The sequence below is a fragment of the Sporosarcina gallistercoris genome (assembly GCF_050459885.1).
Lineage (GTDB): Bacteria > Bacillota > Bacilli > Bacillales_A > Planococcaceae > Sporosarcina > Sporosarcina gallistercoris_A.
Genome location: NZ_JBCMNO010000006.1, coordinates 163,738 through 178,268, shown reverse-complemented (window position 1 = coordinate 178,268; position 14,531 = coordinate 163,738). Strand labels below are relative to the sequence as shown.

The following is a 14,531-nucleotide window of genomic DNA, read 5'->3' as shown; positions in this document are numbered from 1 at the left end:
GAAATCCGTTGACATGTCTTGAATCAGACTATGCACAACTGATTTTTCCCATTGTTTTTTGCGCGGTACAAAGCAATATCCGCATTGTGGTAAAGCTTGTTATATTCTTCTATACTGCCATGCTTATTTTCAGCGACACCGATACTCAATGTAAGCGGAATCTTCTCGCCGGCATATTCAATAGATAATTGAGAGACCGCGTCCAGCATTTGCTGCGCCTTTTTCCGGCCATCTTCTATCGAGATTCCCCTCAGCATCGAAACGAACTCATCTCCGCCGACTCTTCCCGTGATATCACTGCGGCGTAGCAGGTCGTTGCATTCCTGTGCGATACGGCGAATGATTTGATCGCCAAAAGGATGTCCATACGTGTCATTTATCGTCTTCAGATTGTCAATATCAAAAGCTATGCACACGATATTCTCTTCCGATACTGCCGCTTGACCCAACCAGAGATCCGCTGTTTCTTCCAACGCTCTTCTGCTCAAGACCTTAGTTAAAAAGTCGGTGTTGGCCTGCCGTTCAAGTTCTTGCAATTTCACGTTCATTTCCAGCTTCATCGCTGTATTTTCACTATCCTGACGATGTATTTCTTTAAGCAGCTGGATGTGCTGTTGTTGAACTTCAAATCCTTTTTCAAAGTCCTTCAGCTCACGGTACAATTCGATTTGAACTTCTTGGATCTCTTTCTGCTGTTTGAAATTATTTGCATCCTGAGCACTCTCCAGCGCTATCGCCAAACTTACTAATGCTTCTTTCGGATTCTCCTGCAGCCTTTGAAGATGGGCAAGCAGCCAATAGCATTTTGTTTTCTCTTTAGCGTAGTCTTGCAATACGCGATCGCGGATAACTGTCTGAAGAAGTGAGTCCACTGCTTCAAGATCAGACTTTCCTAACTGTGCCTGTGCAACAGCCAGAATCGCTTTCACAAGTAAAAACGGACAATACGGTTCATGCTGAGCAGCAACACTTGCCCCTTTTCTACCTACTATCAACGCTTCCTCATAGTTCCCCATCCGGCTTAACACCGTACTCAGTTCACTGCAGTTCTCGCTGACAATATCATGTTTTTCAAGTTTAGCAGCAAGGGTGATGCTATTCTCGAGTACTTGCTTCGCCTTCGCCAAGTTCCCAGTATACTCAAACAGCAAGAAAAAAATGTGATTGGAATCCATTTCATCCTCTTGATCGCCATAGGTTTCACACAGCATCGCATGCTTTTCAATATATGAAAATGCGTCTTTGATGTCACCGATTTTATAAAAACCGAGTGCGAAATTCGCGTAGGCTTCCATCTGCAATTTAGGATTTTCAAGATTTGTTGCGAATTGTAATAGCTCGTAGCACGCTTCTATCATTTCGTCATATTTGCCATGATTTCGCAAGGACTGAATGGACTTTTGTACGTTCTGGATGTATTCGCTCATGATCACGTTCTCCTATACTGTTCTATTCACTCCTCCACCTATACCCAAGGGACTAGTGAACGAAACGTGCATAGGTAACTATAGACTCACCTTTTTTGTCAGAAAAAACTTTACAAAATGATACTATTTACTTATTTTTACTTTCCAACCTTGCTTGTTTAGCTAATCGGCGGACTTCTTTTAGATGTTCCTCTACGTTGTCCGCTGTGACATATATCCCAAAGTCTTCAGGGATTTCCGCTGAATTCGGGTGTTGGATCTTCTTTGCAAGTAACGTTCCGATTTCAGGATAGAAATGATGTCCGTCAATGTAATTCATAATATCATTCGTAATTTCGTTCGGGTACATGAAGTTCCAGACTCCTCCATACACGGTGACAAGATCCCGAATCCAATGTTCGTAATCATCCAAGAGACCCGAGTCAACCAGAGCAACAAATAAATCCGTTGAAATGGGTGTCGTATAGACGATCAGCTCATCGGTCCCTGCTGCGTCTTTGATTTTCTGGAGGATCATCGGATAGTCCTTATAGTAGGTATAGTTACTTCCGTAGAATTCCTCTTCGAATCGTTCGATTTTCAAGCTTGTACTTTCTTCCACTTCTTCCTTCGTCAGTCGGTTAGCGAACGCTTCTCCTTCCCGGTTGTATAGACGATCTTCATCTACTGTTCCGGTCACTGATTTCGTGAAGTTCTGAATGGAGATATCCAAAGAATCAAGGGACAACAGGTTTTTCGTCCTGTAGAATGGCTGTTCTATTTTCTTCTTATAATTCGTTAGCGCACGAGGCACACCGGCTTCTTTTTCACTTGACTTGAAAAAATCCACCCCGATTAAATACCTTTCCAAATCAGGCAGCTGCGACTGGCTGTAACTCATGAAGCTATGCACTTCACGTATAGAAAGATTGGCTACGGAGAAGTTAAATACGTCCCACTTTTCAAATGCAGTCGGATGGATATAGGTGGAACGGCTGCTTCCGATCAACAGTGTATTGTAATCATGCGGACCGTAGTGGAGCATAGCAATTTTCTGTTCCCGCTCATTTGTGACTTTTTGAATCGAATTGAATGCGTTGGCATGTCCATAATGCCAAAGCGGGTCTATCCAGTAGTTGACACCGGCCGTTGCGGCGGCCAACGTCAGAAAAACTGCCAGAGCAGTTTTCGCGAATTTCTTATCTGTCAATTGACTCACCGCCTTAAAAGTTAAAGTATAGGAATTCGCTGACACGTTGAAGTTGCATGGAACTGTAATACAGCAGCATCACAACAAATATCATCATGAGCGGTGTCCGCTTCTGTGTTTCCATGATTTGAACTGAGTTTTTAGCAAAGAAGGCAATCGCCAATCCTATAAGCAGATAACCAGCCAGATACACAATATTTTCATTGAACATCGTGCTAAGCCCCACTATCTGGACTCCTTCCAAACCGAACATGGCTTTGTAAACCGTCATGGCAACCGTCATATCGGGAGCACGGAACACGACAAACGCTAAATGGACGAACAGGAACGTGATTCCCCATGCCAAAAGTTTAGGTAATTTCCCGCCTGAACGTTTCCAGATTCGTGCGATGACACTCGCCAATCCATGGAGGACGCCCCAAATGACGAATGTCCATCCTGCTCCATGCCAAAATCCACTGATGAGGAAGATGATAAAGATATTTATGTAAGTTTGCGGGATCCCTTTACGGCTTCCCCCCAGTGGAATATAAATATACTTCGTCAAAAAACCGGATAATGTAATGTGCCAGCGACGCCAGAAGTCTTGTATGTCAAGCGCCTTATAAGGCGAATTGAAGTTGATAGGCAATCGGATATTGAAAAATAACGCGAGACCGATCGCCATATCGGAATAGCCGCTGAAATCGAAATACAGCTGAAGCGTATAGGCGAGCGATGTAAACCATCCGCTGATCATTGTCAGCGTCTCAACGGATCCATATCCGCTATTTGCAAATCCTGCAAATGTATCGGCAATCGCCACTTTTTTAAATAGACCGATTGAAAAAATGACAAGGCCTTTGGCCATGTTTTCATAGTTGATGCGATACGTTTTCCGATCACTGAACTGTGGCATCATGTCTCCATGATGCACGATAGGACCCGCAATTAACTGCGGGAAAAAAGAAACGAATAGCCCATAGTTCAAGAAGTTATATTCGTTCGTTTCCAGACGGTATGAGTCGACGAGATACGCAATTTGCTGGAACGTATAAAAACTGATTGCCAAAGGGAGAATCACAGTGATCAGAGGGATTTCAGTCCCAAAGACACTATTTACATTCTCTGCGAAGAAATCGCGATATTTAAAATAACCTAATAAGCTGACATTGAACAAGATCCCCAATGTCAGAATGCCTTTCCGCATTGACACCCACTTGTTCTTCCCTAGAAATACACCAATGATGTAGTTGACGATCATGGAACCGACAATGAGCGGTAAATAGGACGGATTCCAATACGCATAGAAAAACAAAGAAGCGAGCAAAAGCCATGTTTTGGCGATTGGAGGTGCAATTTTCCCGACAAGGAAAAATACAATCCAAACGATTGGCAAAAATAAGAATATAAATTCAAACGAGTTAAAGATCATAGGATACCCCACATACAAATTTAGTTAGTTTAATCTGTCAAGAAGTATACCATACGTGCTGTATCGTCTGGAACAAAGAAAAAGAAGATGCGTAGTGAGCATCCTCTTCCAGACTGTAGACAAAAGGGTTGGGAATCGCTATGATTTCCAACCCTTTTGGTGTTGTCCGGGTAAATTTGCGAGGGGCAAGAGCCGTTGATCTCCGTTCCGGGCGGAAATCAACTTTTCATTGTTAATTCAATTGTAAAAGAAAAAGACTGTAGGCACCCCCCATGATTTCTGGAGTTTGTCTACAGTCTGAAAAAAATGCCTATTGAGCATTTTCTTCAATAGGTGGTTTTGGGTATGGCCTGTTTCACGACTTCTTTACGGGATTGGAAAACCTTGAAACCATAAAAGACCGCGAGCATACAGACAACAGTCAGACCGATTGCGACGGACAGGCCATAACTTAACTGTAACCCTTCGGGAGCGTACAGCCAATAAGTTGCGACAACGCCACTCATGAACAAGGCTGGAATCCCTGCAATATAATGCGCCCGTCTTTCCCGTATAAGATAGGACGTTGCAGTCCATAACATGATTGCAGCGACCAATTGGTTGGTTCCGCCAACATAACGCCATAAAAATGAATAGTCGATCATCGACAAGTAGAACATAGGTATGCCCAGAAGCAAAGTTGCAAGAAGTACGACCCATCGCTTATCGGGATTGATCCATGAAGAAGCGGATTCAGTCAGCATCATACGCGCAGAACGTAACGCTGTGTCCCCTGTAGTAATCGGCAGGATAATGACACCTAGAATCGCTAAAATTCCGCCAAAAGTTCCTAACAGGGTACCCGATATCTCATTCACAGCACCCGCAGGTCCTCCTGCAGCTAAAGCACTTTGCAGCCCGCCTGTACCACCGAAAAACGTCATTCCTGCAGCTGCCCATATCAAGGCGATTACACCTTCACCAATCATTGCTCCATAGAAAATTTTGCGTCCTTCTGTTTCTTTCTTCATCGTCCGGGAAACAATCGGACTTTGCGTTGAATGGAAACCTGATATCGCTCCGCATGAAATGGTCACCATCAGAAGTGGCCAAATCGGAAGTTCGCCAGGATGCAAATTCGAAAAAGTCAAGTTGGGGATTTTAGCGGTTCCAAATAACAATGCACCAGCGATGGCTACAGCCATGATAATCAAGATCGCCCCGAAAACCGGATAAATACGCCCAATGATTTTGTTGATAGGAAGAATCGCTGCCAATATGAAGTACCCGAATACAAATACGAGTGCCATTGTAAACGTGATTGGGGTTATCGAAGCGATGAGTTGTGCGGGTCCTGCTGTAAATGCGGCTGCCACTAGCACCATCAAAATGATCGACATGACACTTGTCACTTTCCTAATGGCACTGCCCAAATATTCGCCGACTAATTTAGGGAATTGCGCCCCTCCATGTTTCAGAGATAGCATTCCCGAAAAATAATCGTGCACTCCCCCAGCAAATATACTTCCTAAGACGATCCAGATAAATGCTACTGGGCCATAGAGAGCACCCGCAATCGCACCAAAAATCGGACCAAGCCCTGCAATGTTCAAAAGTTGAATGAGCCAGCCTCTCCACCAGCTCATAGGCACATAATCCATGCCGTCTGTTTTTGTATAAGCTGGAGTTTTCCGATGATCATCCACAACAAATATTTTTTCCACGACTTTGGAATACGTGAAATATCCTGCAAATAACAAAACGATGGATGTTATAAACGTCAGCACTGCTATTCCCCCTTAAAAAATCTCTTTCGTTTTAACTATTATAAATGTTCAGATTTTATATTCAACTCCTAATTCAGGAAAGTGCATCAAATGGTTGGTTTTTTTAATATTTTTTCTAATTCCATCCAATTTTATGTATCCAATATGATATAATTGACTTAGCAATTCGAACTGTTTCATTACAATAGAAAAGGAATGTTGCTTGTGTTCAAGAAAAGATGCTGGTCTATTCTATGGATTGGTCTGTTAGCCGTTTCCTTTGTCATCCTGTCCCAATCGGGCGCTCAGGCCGCTGCTCAAAGTTCGACCGTCACATTAACTAAAGCTACAGGTGGATATGTATTTGAAGGAAATCAGCTGGTTGGCGCAGCCACTTTCATGAAAGGCGTACCTTACGAGATGGTCGCGCAAGATGCAAAATATGGATATCTATCATTCGGGAACGACAAATTGGCAGTGCCTATCCAACTTGTTCAGCCTGCAGCACCATTGAAGGGAAATCCTTTGCCAAAGGGACGCAAAACCGTCATAACGCAAAGTCGTATTTCCGTGTCAAGTGCACTGCGTGGAGGATTTCGTGTAGGGTACATCAACCCGGGGCAACGTCTCCCTGTACTGGCAGAAACAAAAACCCATGTCCAAGTGAACCTCGGCGGCGTAAGGGGGTTCGTTCCTAAAACGCTCGTGTCCGCGGACCCTGGTATCCCTGTTCTCATGTATCATCATATTGTAGAGAACCGTGCACATACACCTTTCGCTAACAATAATATGGTAATTGACCTGGCTCCATTCAAACAGCAAATGGCCTATTTAAAAAAGAATGGCTGGAAAACGATTGCCCCGGAAGATTTGGATAACTGGCTGGCACTGCGGAAAAATCTGACGGATAAAACCGTATTGATCACTTTCGACGATGGTCTGTTATCACTGCAAAAGTATGCCTATCCTGCGTTAGCGGAAAACGGCTTCACCGCCACTTCATTTCTCATTACGTCGCGCATTAAGCAACAGGCTCAACCTTGGGATGATCAAGCGTTCCAATACGTAGGACTGAAAGAGATCCGGGAAACCGTCGATGTCTTTTCGTTCCAACACCATACGCACGGTCTGCATCTCCGTAGACCGGCTACACGTGAACCTTACTTGACGACTTCAACTGCTGAAGAAATCACAGCCGATATCCATCTCGGTCGTCGCCAAGTGTCGAAAGCTTTTGACATGGCAGATCCCAATATTCGATACCTGGCTTACCCGTTCGGTCAATTCAATGAGACGAGCAAAAAAGCAATTTCAGCTGCGGGTATTCGAATGGCATTCACAACGAATCCGGGAAATGTCAAGCTCGGTGACAATCGGTACGAACTAAAACGCCAAGGGATCGCACCGAACCATTCGTTGAAAGACTTTGAAAAGAAATTATTGGGTTCATACTAAATCCCTGAACAGATGTCGGAGGTGCTTTTAACCTCCGGCGTCTGTTTTTCTTCATTTACTCCCGTTCATCTGGTTCATGATGTAGACATAGTGAATGCGTTACAAATGGATGACGTTTGCTTATTTGGAGAGTGAATAGGTTTTCCACTGTTGTCGGCCGGGTATTCAAACACTAACAACGAATCAATTGGATACTAGCAAACACTCAAACAGGAGGCGTTACCAATGGAAGAAGGCAAACGATTCATCGGGATGTTTCATACGGAGCCGGAACTGCTGGCTAAAGTTGTAGAGTTGAAAGCGGAAGGATATGTAGATCATCAGATTTTCGTTATCGCTAAAAGTGAAAATGATGTAAAAATGCTCCAAAGCCGTACCGAGGCAGAAATTCAAACGACTCACGAATCGTGGTTGGACAAATTCATGGATTTCATGACCGGAGAAGACCGTGTCCGAAGTATGATGGATAATCTCGGTTTCAGTGAAGATGAAAAAGCCGGGTTTTACCAAGATGTCAACAATGGCAGTATGCTGCTGTACGTGGATGAATCGAGCGACATGCCCGGACAGCACCAAGAGGCCGGTACACATTTCGGCATAGGAGAGAATGTGGGGGATCCGAATCTCGGAGCTAATACATGGGTCGAACCCCCGGGCGGCGGCGTGACGCGAACGCCTGAACAACCGGCATTTGGCGATACGATACCACGCTATACAGAAGACAAGGTAACTCCAGTAAATGAGCGGCCCATTGAGCGCTCTGAATTCAGTGCAGCAGCTGACGATTCCATAACGAACGGGTTGGAAACGACTGACTTTGCCGGTGACCTTGGAAGGGATCCGGAACAAGAACAGCGTCGGCAAGTATTTCAAGACGAGGTAAACGAAGGTTCCAGAATCGGCGAAGAACTTGAAAAAGAATCACTTACCACCCGTAAGGAACACCGAGAGAATAGACCGGTGCACGATGGTTTCCCTAAGGATCCTTTGGACAAACGGGGCTTTTAACCACTCTATCGATTCCGCGTAAACAGAGGCTCAAAACTAGCCTCTGTTTTTTTATTTACCTGGATCTTAATTCAGGTAACTAGAAGAGTTGGGACCGCTGCTAACGACATGCCAAAAGTTCCTCCAAATCGCTTTCGTCGTCCCTAAATAGAATCACACCACGTAATTTTTGTTCATTCGTAGTTATAACCAATCAGTTCAACCAATCATTTTAAATAGTATTGGTTGAATAATCCATTCAGTTAGGACAAATGATTCACATCGTGTATAATGAAAACAAATTAACTACAGAAGTCCTAGGAGGAAACGTATTGAACGTATCAACATCCCAATCTGTAACTGATCAGCTCGTTGTAAGCGCTTTAGAAGAAAACCTTGCCATCATCCGTTTCGGTCTTGATAAACGTGTTGCCTATGTGAACCGGAACTTTGCATCCGCCGTTGGATACCGCCCCGAAGAAATGATTGGTATGTCTCATGAAAGACTATGTTTTCCGGAATTCGTCAACAGCTCCGCTTACGGAATCATGTGGAAAGACTTGCAGAAAGGACGCGCTTCTTCCGGAAAAATCAAGCGAAAAGCCAAAGACGGATCGACGGTTTGGCTCGAAGCGACATATATGCCTGTCTTTAGTGATGATAAGCGGACTGTTCTCGGTATCACGAAAGTTGCAACAGATGTAACGAAACGGCAAGATACTTCATTGAAGGTCGTTGCAGACCTGAACCGAATGGCGCAGTCACTCACTGAACAGGCAGACGAAGGAAGAAATCGTAACGAAGAATTACTGAAGCGGATCGGCGAATTAGCTGAAGTCTCCAGCGATAACACTAATATCCTGGAAACTCTCCAGAAGCATTCCGAAAACATTCAAGGCATTGTCAAAACAATCCGTGCGATTGCTTCACAAACGAATTTGCTTGCATTGAACGCCGCCATTGAAGCGGCGCGTGCGGGTGAGCATGGGCGCGGATTCGACGTTGTAGCTAAAGAAGTCCGAAAACTATCTTCCAATGTAGAAGCTTCTATAGTGGAAGTGCGTGACGGAATCGAAGCGATCACGAAAGAAGTCTCCCTCATTGCTTCAGGCACGGAGCGGGCACAAGCCAATATCGAAGAATGTAAAAAAGAAGTGGAAGTTGCGATGGATGTGTTTTTCCATCTTGCCTCCTCTGCTGCTGAGTTGGAAAGCCAGTCGCAAGAAGTCGCAAACATTGTTTAAAGTGAAAAGGAGCTGCCGCTATTCTTATACGCGGAATGCTCCTTTTCGCTTTCCAGGACAAATGAGGACATGTACAACACCTTTTCTCGTTTGATTCATTTTGGGATGATATGCAGCTGATCACGCCCTTCCCTTTCCTAATGGAGATCGTAGTGTTTTGTTATGACATCGTTTGAACCAATTGTCGATGTTTTCAACTCTTCCCTCCAGACCATGAGTAAACATTGAATTACGTCAAATCCTTCATCTCAAAACAGATCCCTCCTGTCTGTATATTTTTGAAGGTTGTTTTGTTTTTATATAACGGAGATTACGGAAAACTCTTATCCAAGTAACATTCTCCAGTTAGTATGACGAATAGATTACAAGATGATGACATTCATTGTTTTAAAGCTTAAATAGGTTTCCTCCCGTCAATGCCCGGGTATTTAAACTCTAACACCGCAACATAACATATCCGATTTACACATAAAAAACGAGGAGGAACTTAGATTATGAATAACGATAAAAGATTTGTTGGTACATTCCAGACAGAAACAGAAGTAATTGCAAAGGTCCAGGAGTTAAAAGCTACTGGAGTTTCAGATGATAATATTTATGTAATCACTAAGAATGACTCAGACCTCCACATGCTTCGCAGCCGCACAGACGCTGAAGTGAAAACAACTGAAGGTTCTTGGATGGATAAGTTCATGAACTTCCTATCAGGAGAAGACCATATTCACAATCTATTGAGCGATACAGGATTGAGTGAAGCTGAAAAAGAACGATATACAAGAGAAATTAATAACGGTGCCATTTTGCTCTACGTGGATGAAGGTGAAGTGGATACGTATCGACGCGATAATAGCGCAAGATATTCTTCAGCCGATACAGCAAGCGCTGCAACTCTCGAGAAAGATACCTATACGGAACCTCTTGGGACGACTGGCGGATTAGAAGCCGACCGTACGTCTGGTTCGCTGCATGGCAACTTTGACCATACCGCAGACGCGCAGCAAAAGACGGTGACTACTGACAGCGTCCGAAGTGGAGGTAAGTTCAACCGCAGCATCGAAGAAGTACCGGAAACGATGAAAGTTCACGAAGAACGTCTCAGTGTGGACAAACAACAAGTCAAAAAAGGGGAAGTCACTGTCGATAAAAATGTAGTGGAAGATCGTAAAACTGTGGATATCCCTGTTGAACATGAAGAAATCACAATCGAACGCCGTCCTGTAAATGGGGAGTTCGGCCAGACAGTCGAAGAGGACTTCCGCACGACAGATGCGTTCGGCGACGAGACAATTCGCGTCCCTGTCACTGAAGAAAAAGTGGAAGTGACGAAAAAACCGGTTGTCACTGAAGAAATTGTCATCAACAAAAAGAGGGTGACAGGTACCGAGCATGTTGATGAAACCGTGAAACGTGAAGAAGTTGAAGTGAATCGTGACGGCGAAACGAATGATGTAACGTTACAAGGCAACCTTTCCGATACGGATCGAAACCGCCGCACAGACAAATTCTAATGCTCCCCCTCCCCCCTTGCTTGCAATTCAAGCAAGGGGGTTATTTGGTTCTCTTCGATAACCAAGTTCTGCCTTCACTATGATAAACTGAAGAAAACGCTTCCTTGTAGGAGGCCATTCACGCTGGGAGGAAGTTGTATGAAAGAGACGTACATGCTTGCACTCGACCAAGGAACGACCAGTTCACGTGCTATCTTGTTCAATGAACTTGGAGAATCCGTGTTCACCGCTCAACAAGAATTCAAACAGTATTTTCCACAAACTGGATGGGTCGAACATAATGCCACTGAAATTTGGAGTTCGATTCTATCTGTGATCGCCGGCGTGTTGTCAGAGAAGAATCTGTCCCCTGATCAAATTGCGGGTATCGGCATTACGAACCAACGCGAAACGACAGTCGTTTGGGACAAAGAAACGGGGAATCCGATTTACCATGCAATTGTCTGGCAGTCCCGCCAAACTTCCAGTATTTGCGATGAGTTGAAAGAAGCCGGTTACGCAGATTTGATCCGCAAGAAGACGGGGCTCCTGATCGACCCTTACTTCTCTGGCACGAAAGTGAAATGGATTCTCGATCATGTCGAAGGCGCTCGGGAAAAAGCAGAACGTGGAGATCTATTGTTCGGCACAATCGATACGTGGCTTGTATGGAAATTATCAGGCGGCAAAGCCCATATTACCGATTACTCAAACGCCTCCCGTACGCTGATGTACAACATTCACGATTTGCAGTGGGATGAAGAGTTGCTCGACATTTTGGACGTTCCCGCTGCAATGCTTCCAGAAGTCCGTCCCTCTTCTGAAGTGTATGCTCATACGGAACCAAGCAAATTCTTCGGACGCGCGGTGCCAATTGCGGGTATCGCTGGAGATCAGCAAGCTGCACTCTTCGGGCAAGCATGTTTTGAAAAAGGCATGGTGAAGAGCACGTATGGCACCGGTTGTTTCATGTTGATGAATACTGGGGAGGAAGCCGTCCAATCCGATAATGGTTTATTGACGACGATTGCTTGGGGGCTTGACGGCAAAGTCGAGTATGCGCTGGAAGGCAGTATTTTCGTGGCAGGTTCAGCAATTCAATGGCTGCGCGACGGATTGCGGATGTTGCGCAGTTCCGAGCAAAGCGAAGCCTATGCAGAACGCGTCACTTCTTCCGACGGTGTGTACGTAGTCCCCGCATTTGTGGGACTCGGCACACCCCATTGGGACAGTGACGTCCGGGGTGCTGTGTTCGGACTGACCCGAGGGACAGCGAAAGAACATTTCATCCGCGCGACTCTTGAGTCCCTCGCCTATCAGACGAAAGACGTATTGGACGCGATGGAAGCCGATTCCGGGATTTCGTTGAAATCGTTGAGAGTGGATGGCGGAGCCGTCGCAAACAACTTTTTGATGCAATTTCAAGCGGACTTATTAGGCGTTCCCGTCGAACGTCCTACTATTAACGAAACAACAGCACTCGGTGCCGCATACCTAGCCGGACTCGCGGTCGGATTCTGGAAAGATTGCTCGCAGATTGCAGACCGCTGGCAGCTGGATCATGAGTTTGAGCCGAAGATGGACGCCGCAGAACGCGATTCGTTGTATAGCGGTTGGCAAAAGGCGGTAAAGGCTGCACAGATGTTTAAGTGATGTGTTAAGGAAGCGTACCCGGTGAGTTGGGTGCGCTTTTTTGTATTGTTTGATAAGCGAAGCGCTACTAGTTAATGCTTTGACGGTGTAGGATTGCGTGCCGGTATCGAGAAACTTAGCGTGGTGTCGGAAAAGAGTTTCTGTGTGATCGAGAAATATTTCTGAATGCCTTGGGGACCCATTATGTAATGGAATAGCCCACACAACAAGCGAAGCGCTACCAATTAGTCTTTTGACGGGCTGGAATTGTGTGCCGTGATTGAGAAACTTCGCTAGGTGGCGGACAAATGCGAAGAGCTGATTGGTAAAGGGTACTTGGTGATCGAGAACTTTCATCAGGTGTTGGAGAAACGGCGGGATGTGTCGGGGAACGCAGAGGATGCTTGAGCTGGGGGACTAGCCATCCCCCAATAAGCGAAGTGCTACCAATTAATCCCTTAAAGCTCTTGATTTGTGTGCCGTTATCGAGAAATTCCGCTAGGTGTCGGGCAAATGCATCTAGGTGATCGACAAAGCAGCGCGAGTGGCGGACAAACATCTCCAATTGATGGAGAAACGGCGGGATGTGTCGGGGAACGCAGAGGATGCTTGAGCTGGGGGACTAGCCATCCCTCAATAAGCGAAGAGCTACCAATTAATCCCTTAAAGCTGTTGAATTGTGTGCCGTTATCGAGAAATTCCGCTAGGTGTCGGACAAATGCATCTAGGTGATTGACAAAGCAGCGCGAGTGTCGAACAAACATCTCCAATTGATGGAGAAACGGCGGGATGTGTTGGGGAACGCAGAGGTTGCTTGAGCTGGGGGACTAGCCATCCCTCAACAAGCGAAGCGCTACCAATTAATCCCTTAAAGCCGTTGAATTGTGTGCCGTTATCGAGAAATTCCGCTAGGTGTCGGACAAATGCGTCTAGGTGATCGACAAAGCAGCGCGAGTGGCGGACAAACATTTCCAATTGATGGAGAACCCAACAAGAGTGTTCGACAACATAAAAACGCTCTGCCTCTTCGACGGAGCGTTTTAAAGAATTATTTTAGGATAGGAACCAGCATCCTCAAGTGACCTGGCAGCACTTCTATCTTTCCCGATTGCACATCGTATAGCTCCCCATCCATATCCACTTTCTGCTGACTCGGTGCATCGATGTGCAACTCGCTCACTTGAATATACTCCAGCAGATTGAGCTGCTCATTATTCGTTTCCGGCTTCCGTAGGGACACCAACTCGCGCAGCATGGCCAAATTGGAGTTTTTCACAACGAGCACATCCAGCTTGCCATCGGAAGGACTGATTGCCGCAATCGGTATTGGTGTCGTGGCGAGCGACTTTCCATTTAACACAAAAATCGCAATCGCTTCGCCATGGATGTCGACACCTTCAGAAACGATATGAAATGGAAAACTTTCTGCTTCCCGTATCGTTCGCACCGTACTTGCCATATAACTGAGAGGACCATAACTTTTCTTTTGGTCCTCGTCAATATTTTCGGATGTGTCTGCGACGAGACCGATCCCCCAAAAGTTTATGAAGTGCCGATTTCCTTCTTTCCCGATATCGATCGCTTGGATTTCACCAGTTAATAGCGCTTCAACCGCATCCCCTAAGTTTTGAGGTATTCCAAGAGTCCTCGTAAAATCATTCGATGTCCCACCAGGTAAAATAGCGATCAATGGGCGTTCCTCAAGTTTAGAAATGACATCTATGCCTTGATGAACCGTACCGTCTCCCCCCATGATCACAACAAGTTCCATTTCACCGGCTTTTTCACAAATCTGGCGCATTTCCGCCGTGCTTTCGGGACTGATCATCGTCAACTCTTTTACTGCTTTCCCTAAAACCGGTACAACCGCTGCAAGTTTCGCTTCCACGTCTGCATCCCCAGCAAGTTTGTTGTAGATGAGCAGGGCTTTGTTAAACGTGCGCATCCGGAT

General features: G+C 45.4%; 10 protein-coding genes. 5 read left to right on the top strand and 5 right to left on the bottom strand.

The window, feature by feature from the left end; genetic code table 11:
• Positions 1–23: 23 nt before the first annotated feature.
• The 4 genes from ABE021_RS04775 to ABE021_RS04760 form a co-directional block, all read right to left on the bottom strand.
• Complete coding sequence (locus ABE021_RS04775; protein WP_430287150.1) at positions 24–1,427, bottom strand: GGDEF domain-containing protein; 1,404 nt, start codon at positions 1,425–1,427, stop codon at positions 24–26.
• Positions 1,428–1,554: 127 nt separating this feature from the next.
• Positions 1,555–2,616 (bottom strand): hypothetical protein, encoded by a 1,062-nt coding sequence (locus ABE021_RS04770; RefSeq protein WP_430287149.1) that lies wholly within the window; start codon positions 2,614–2,616, stop codon positions 1,555–1,557.
• A 13-nt stretch (positions 2,617–2,629) separates the two neighbouring features.
• Complete coding sequence (locus tag ABE021_RS04765; RefSeq protein WP_430287148.1) at positions 2,630–4,030, bottom strand: MBOAT family O-acyltransferase; 1,401 nt, start codon at positions 4,028–4,030, stop codon at positions 2,630–2,632.
• A 326-nt stretch (positions 4,031–4,356) separates the two neighbouring features.
• Positions 4,357–5,796 (bottom strand): carbon starvation CstA family protein, encoded by a 1,440-nt coding sequence (locus ABE021_RS04760; RefSeq protein WP_430287147.1) that lies wholly within the window; start codon positions 5,794–5,796, stop codon positions 4,357–4,359.
• A 204-nt stretch (positions 5,797–6,000) separates the two neighbouring features.
• Between ABE021_RS04760 and ABE021_RS04755 the strand changes: the two genes are divergently transcribed.
• The 5 genes from ABE021_RS04755 (at position 6,001) to glpK (ending at position 12,601) form a co-directional block, all read left to right on the top strand.
• A complete protein-coding gene (locus tag ABE021_RS04755; RefSeq protein WP_430287146.1) occupies positions 6,001–7,230 on the top strand; it encodes a polysaccharide deacetylase family protein in 1,230 nt (409 codons plus the stop codon).
• 225 nt (positions 7,231–7,455) lie between these two features.
• Positions 7,456–8,238 (top strand): general stress protein, encoded by a 783-nt coding sequence (locus tag ABE021_RS04750; protein ID WP_430287145.1) that lies wholly within the window; start codon positions 7,456–7,458, stop codon positions 8,236–8,238.
• A 311-nt stretch (positions 8,239–8,549) separates the two neighbouring features.
• Positions 8,550–9,461: a methyl-accepting chemotaxis protein gene (locus tag ABE021_RS04745; RefSeq protein WP_430287144.1), complete on the top strand. Its 912-nt coding sequence runs from the start codon at positions 8,550–8,552 to the stop codon at positions 9,459–9,461.
• 494 nt (positions 9,462–9,955) lie between these two features.
• On the top strand, positions 9,956–10,969 hold the full coding sequence (locus ABE021_RS04740; protein ID WP_430287143.1) for a YsnF/AvaK domain-containing protein: 1,014 nt from the start codon (positions 9,956–9,958) through the stop codon (positions 10,967–10,969).
• A 138-nt stretch (positions 10,970–11,107) separates the two neighbouring features.
• Positions 11,108–12,601 (top strand): glycerol kinase GlpK, encoded by a 1,494-nt coding sequence (gene glpK / locus ABE021_RS04735; protein ID WP_430287142.1) that lies wholly within the window; start codon positions 11,108–11,110, stop codon positions 12,599–12,601.
• A 1,027-nt stretch (positions 12,602–13,628) separates the two neighbouring features.
• Here glpK and ABE021_RS04730 read toward each other — a convergent pair.
• Complete coding sequence (locus tag ABE021_RS04730) at positions 13,629–14,525, bottom strand: diacylglycerol/lipid kinase family protein (protein WP_430287141.1); 897 nt, start codon at positions 14,523–14,525, stop codon at positions 13,629–13,631.
• Positions 14,526–14,531: the final 6 nt, after the last annotated feature.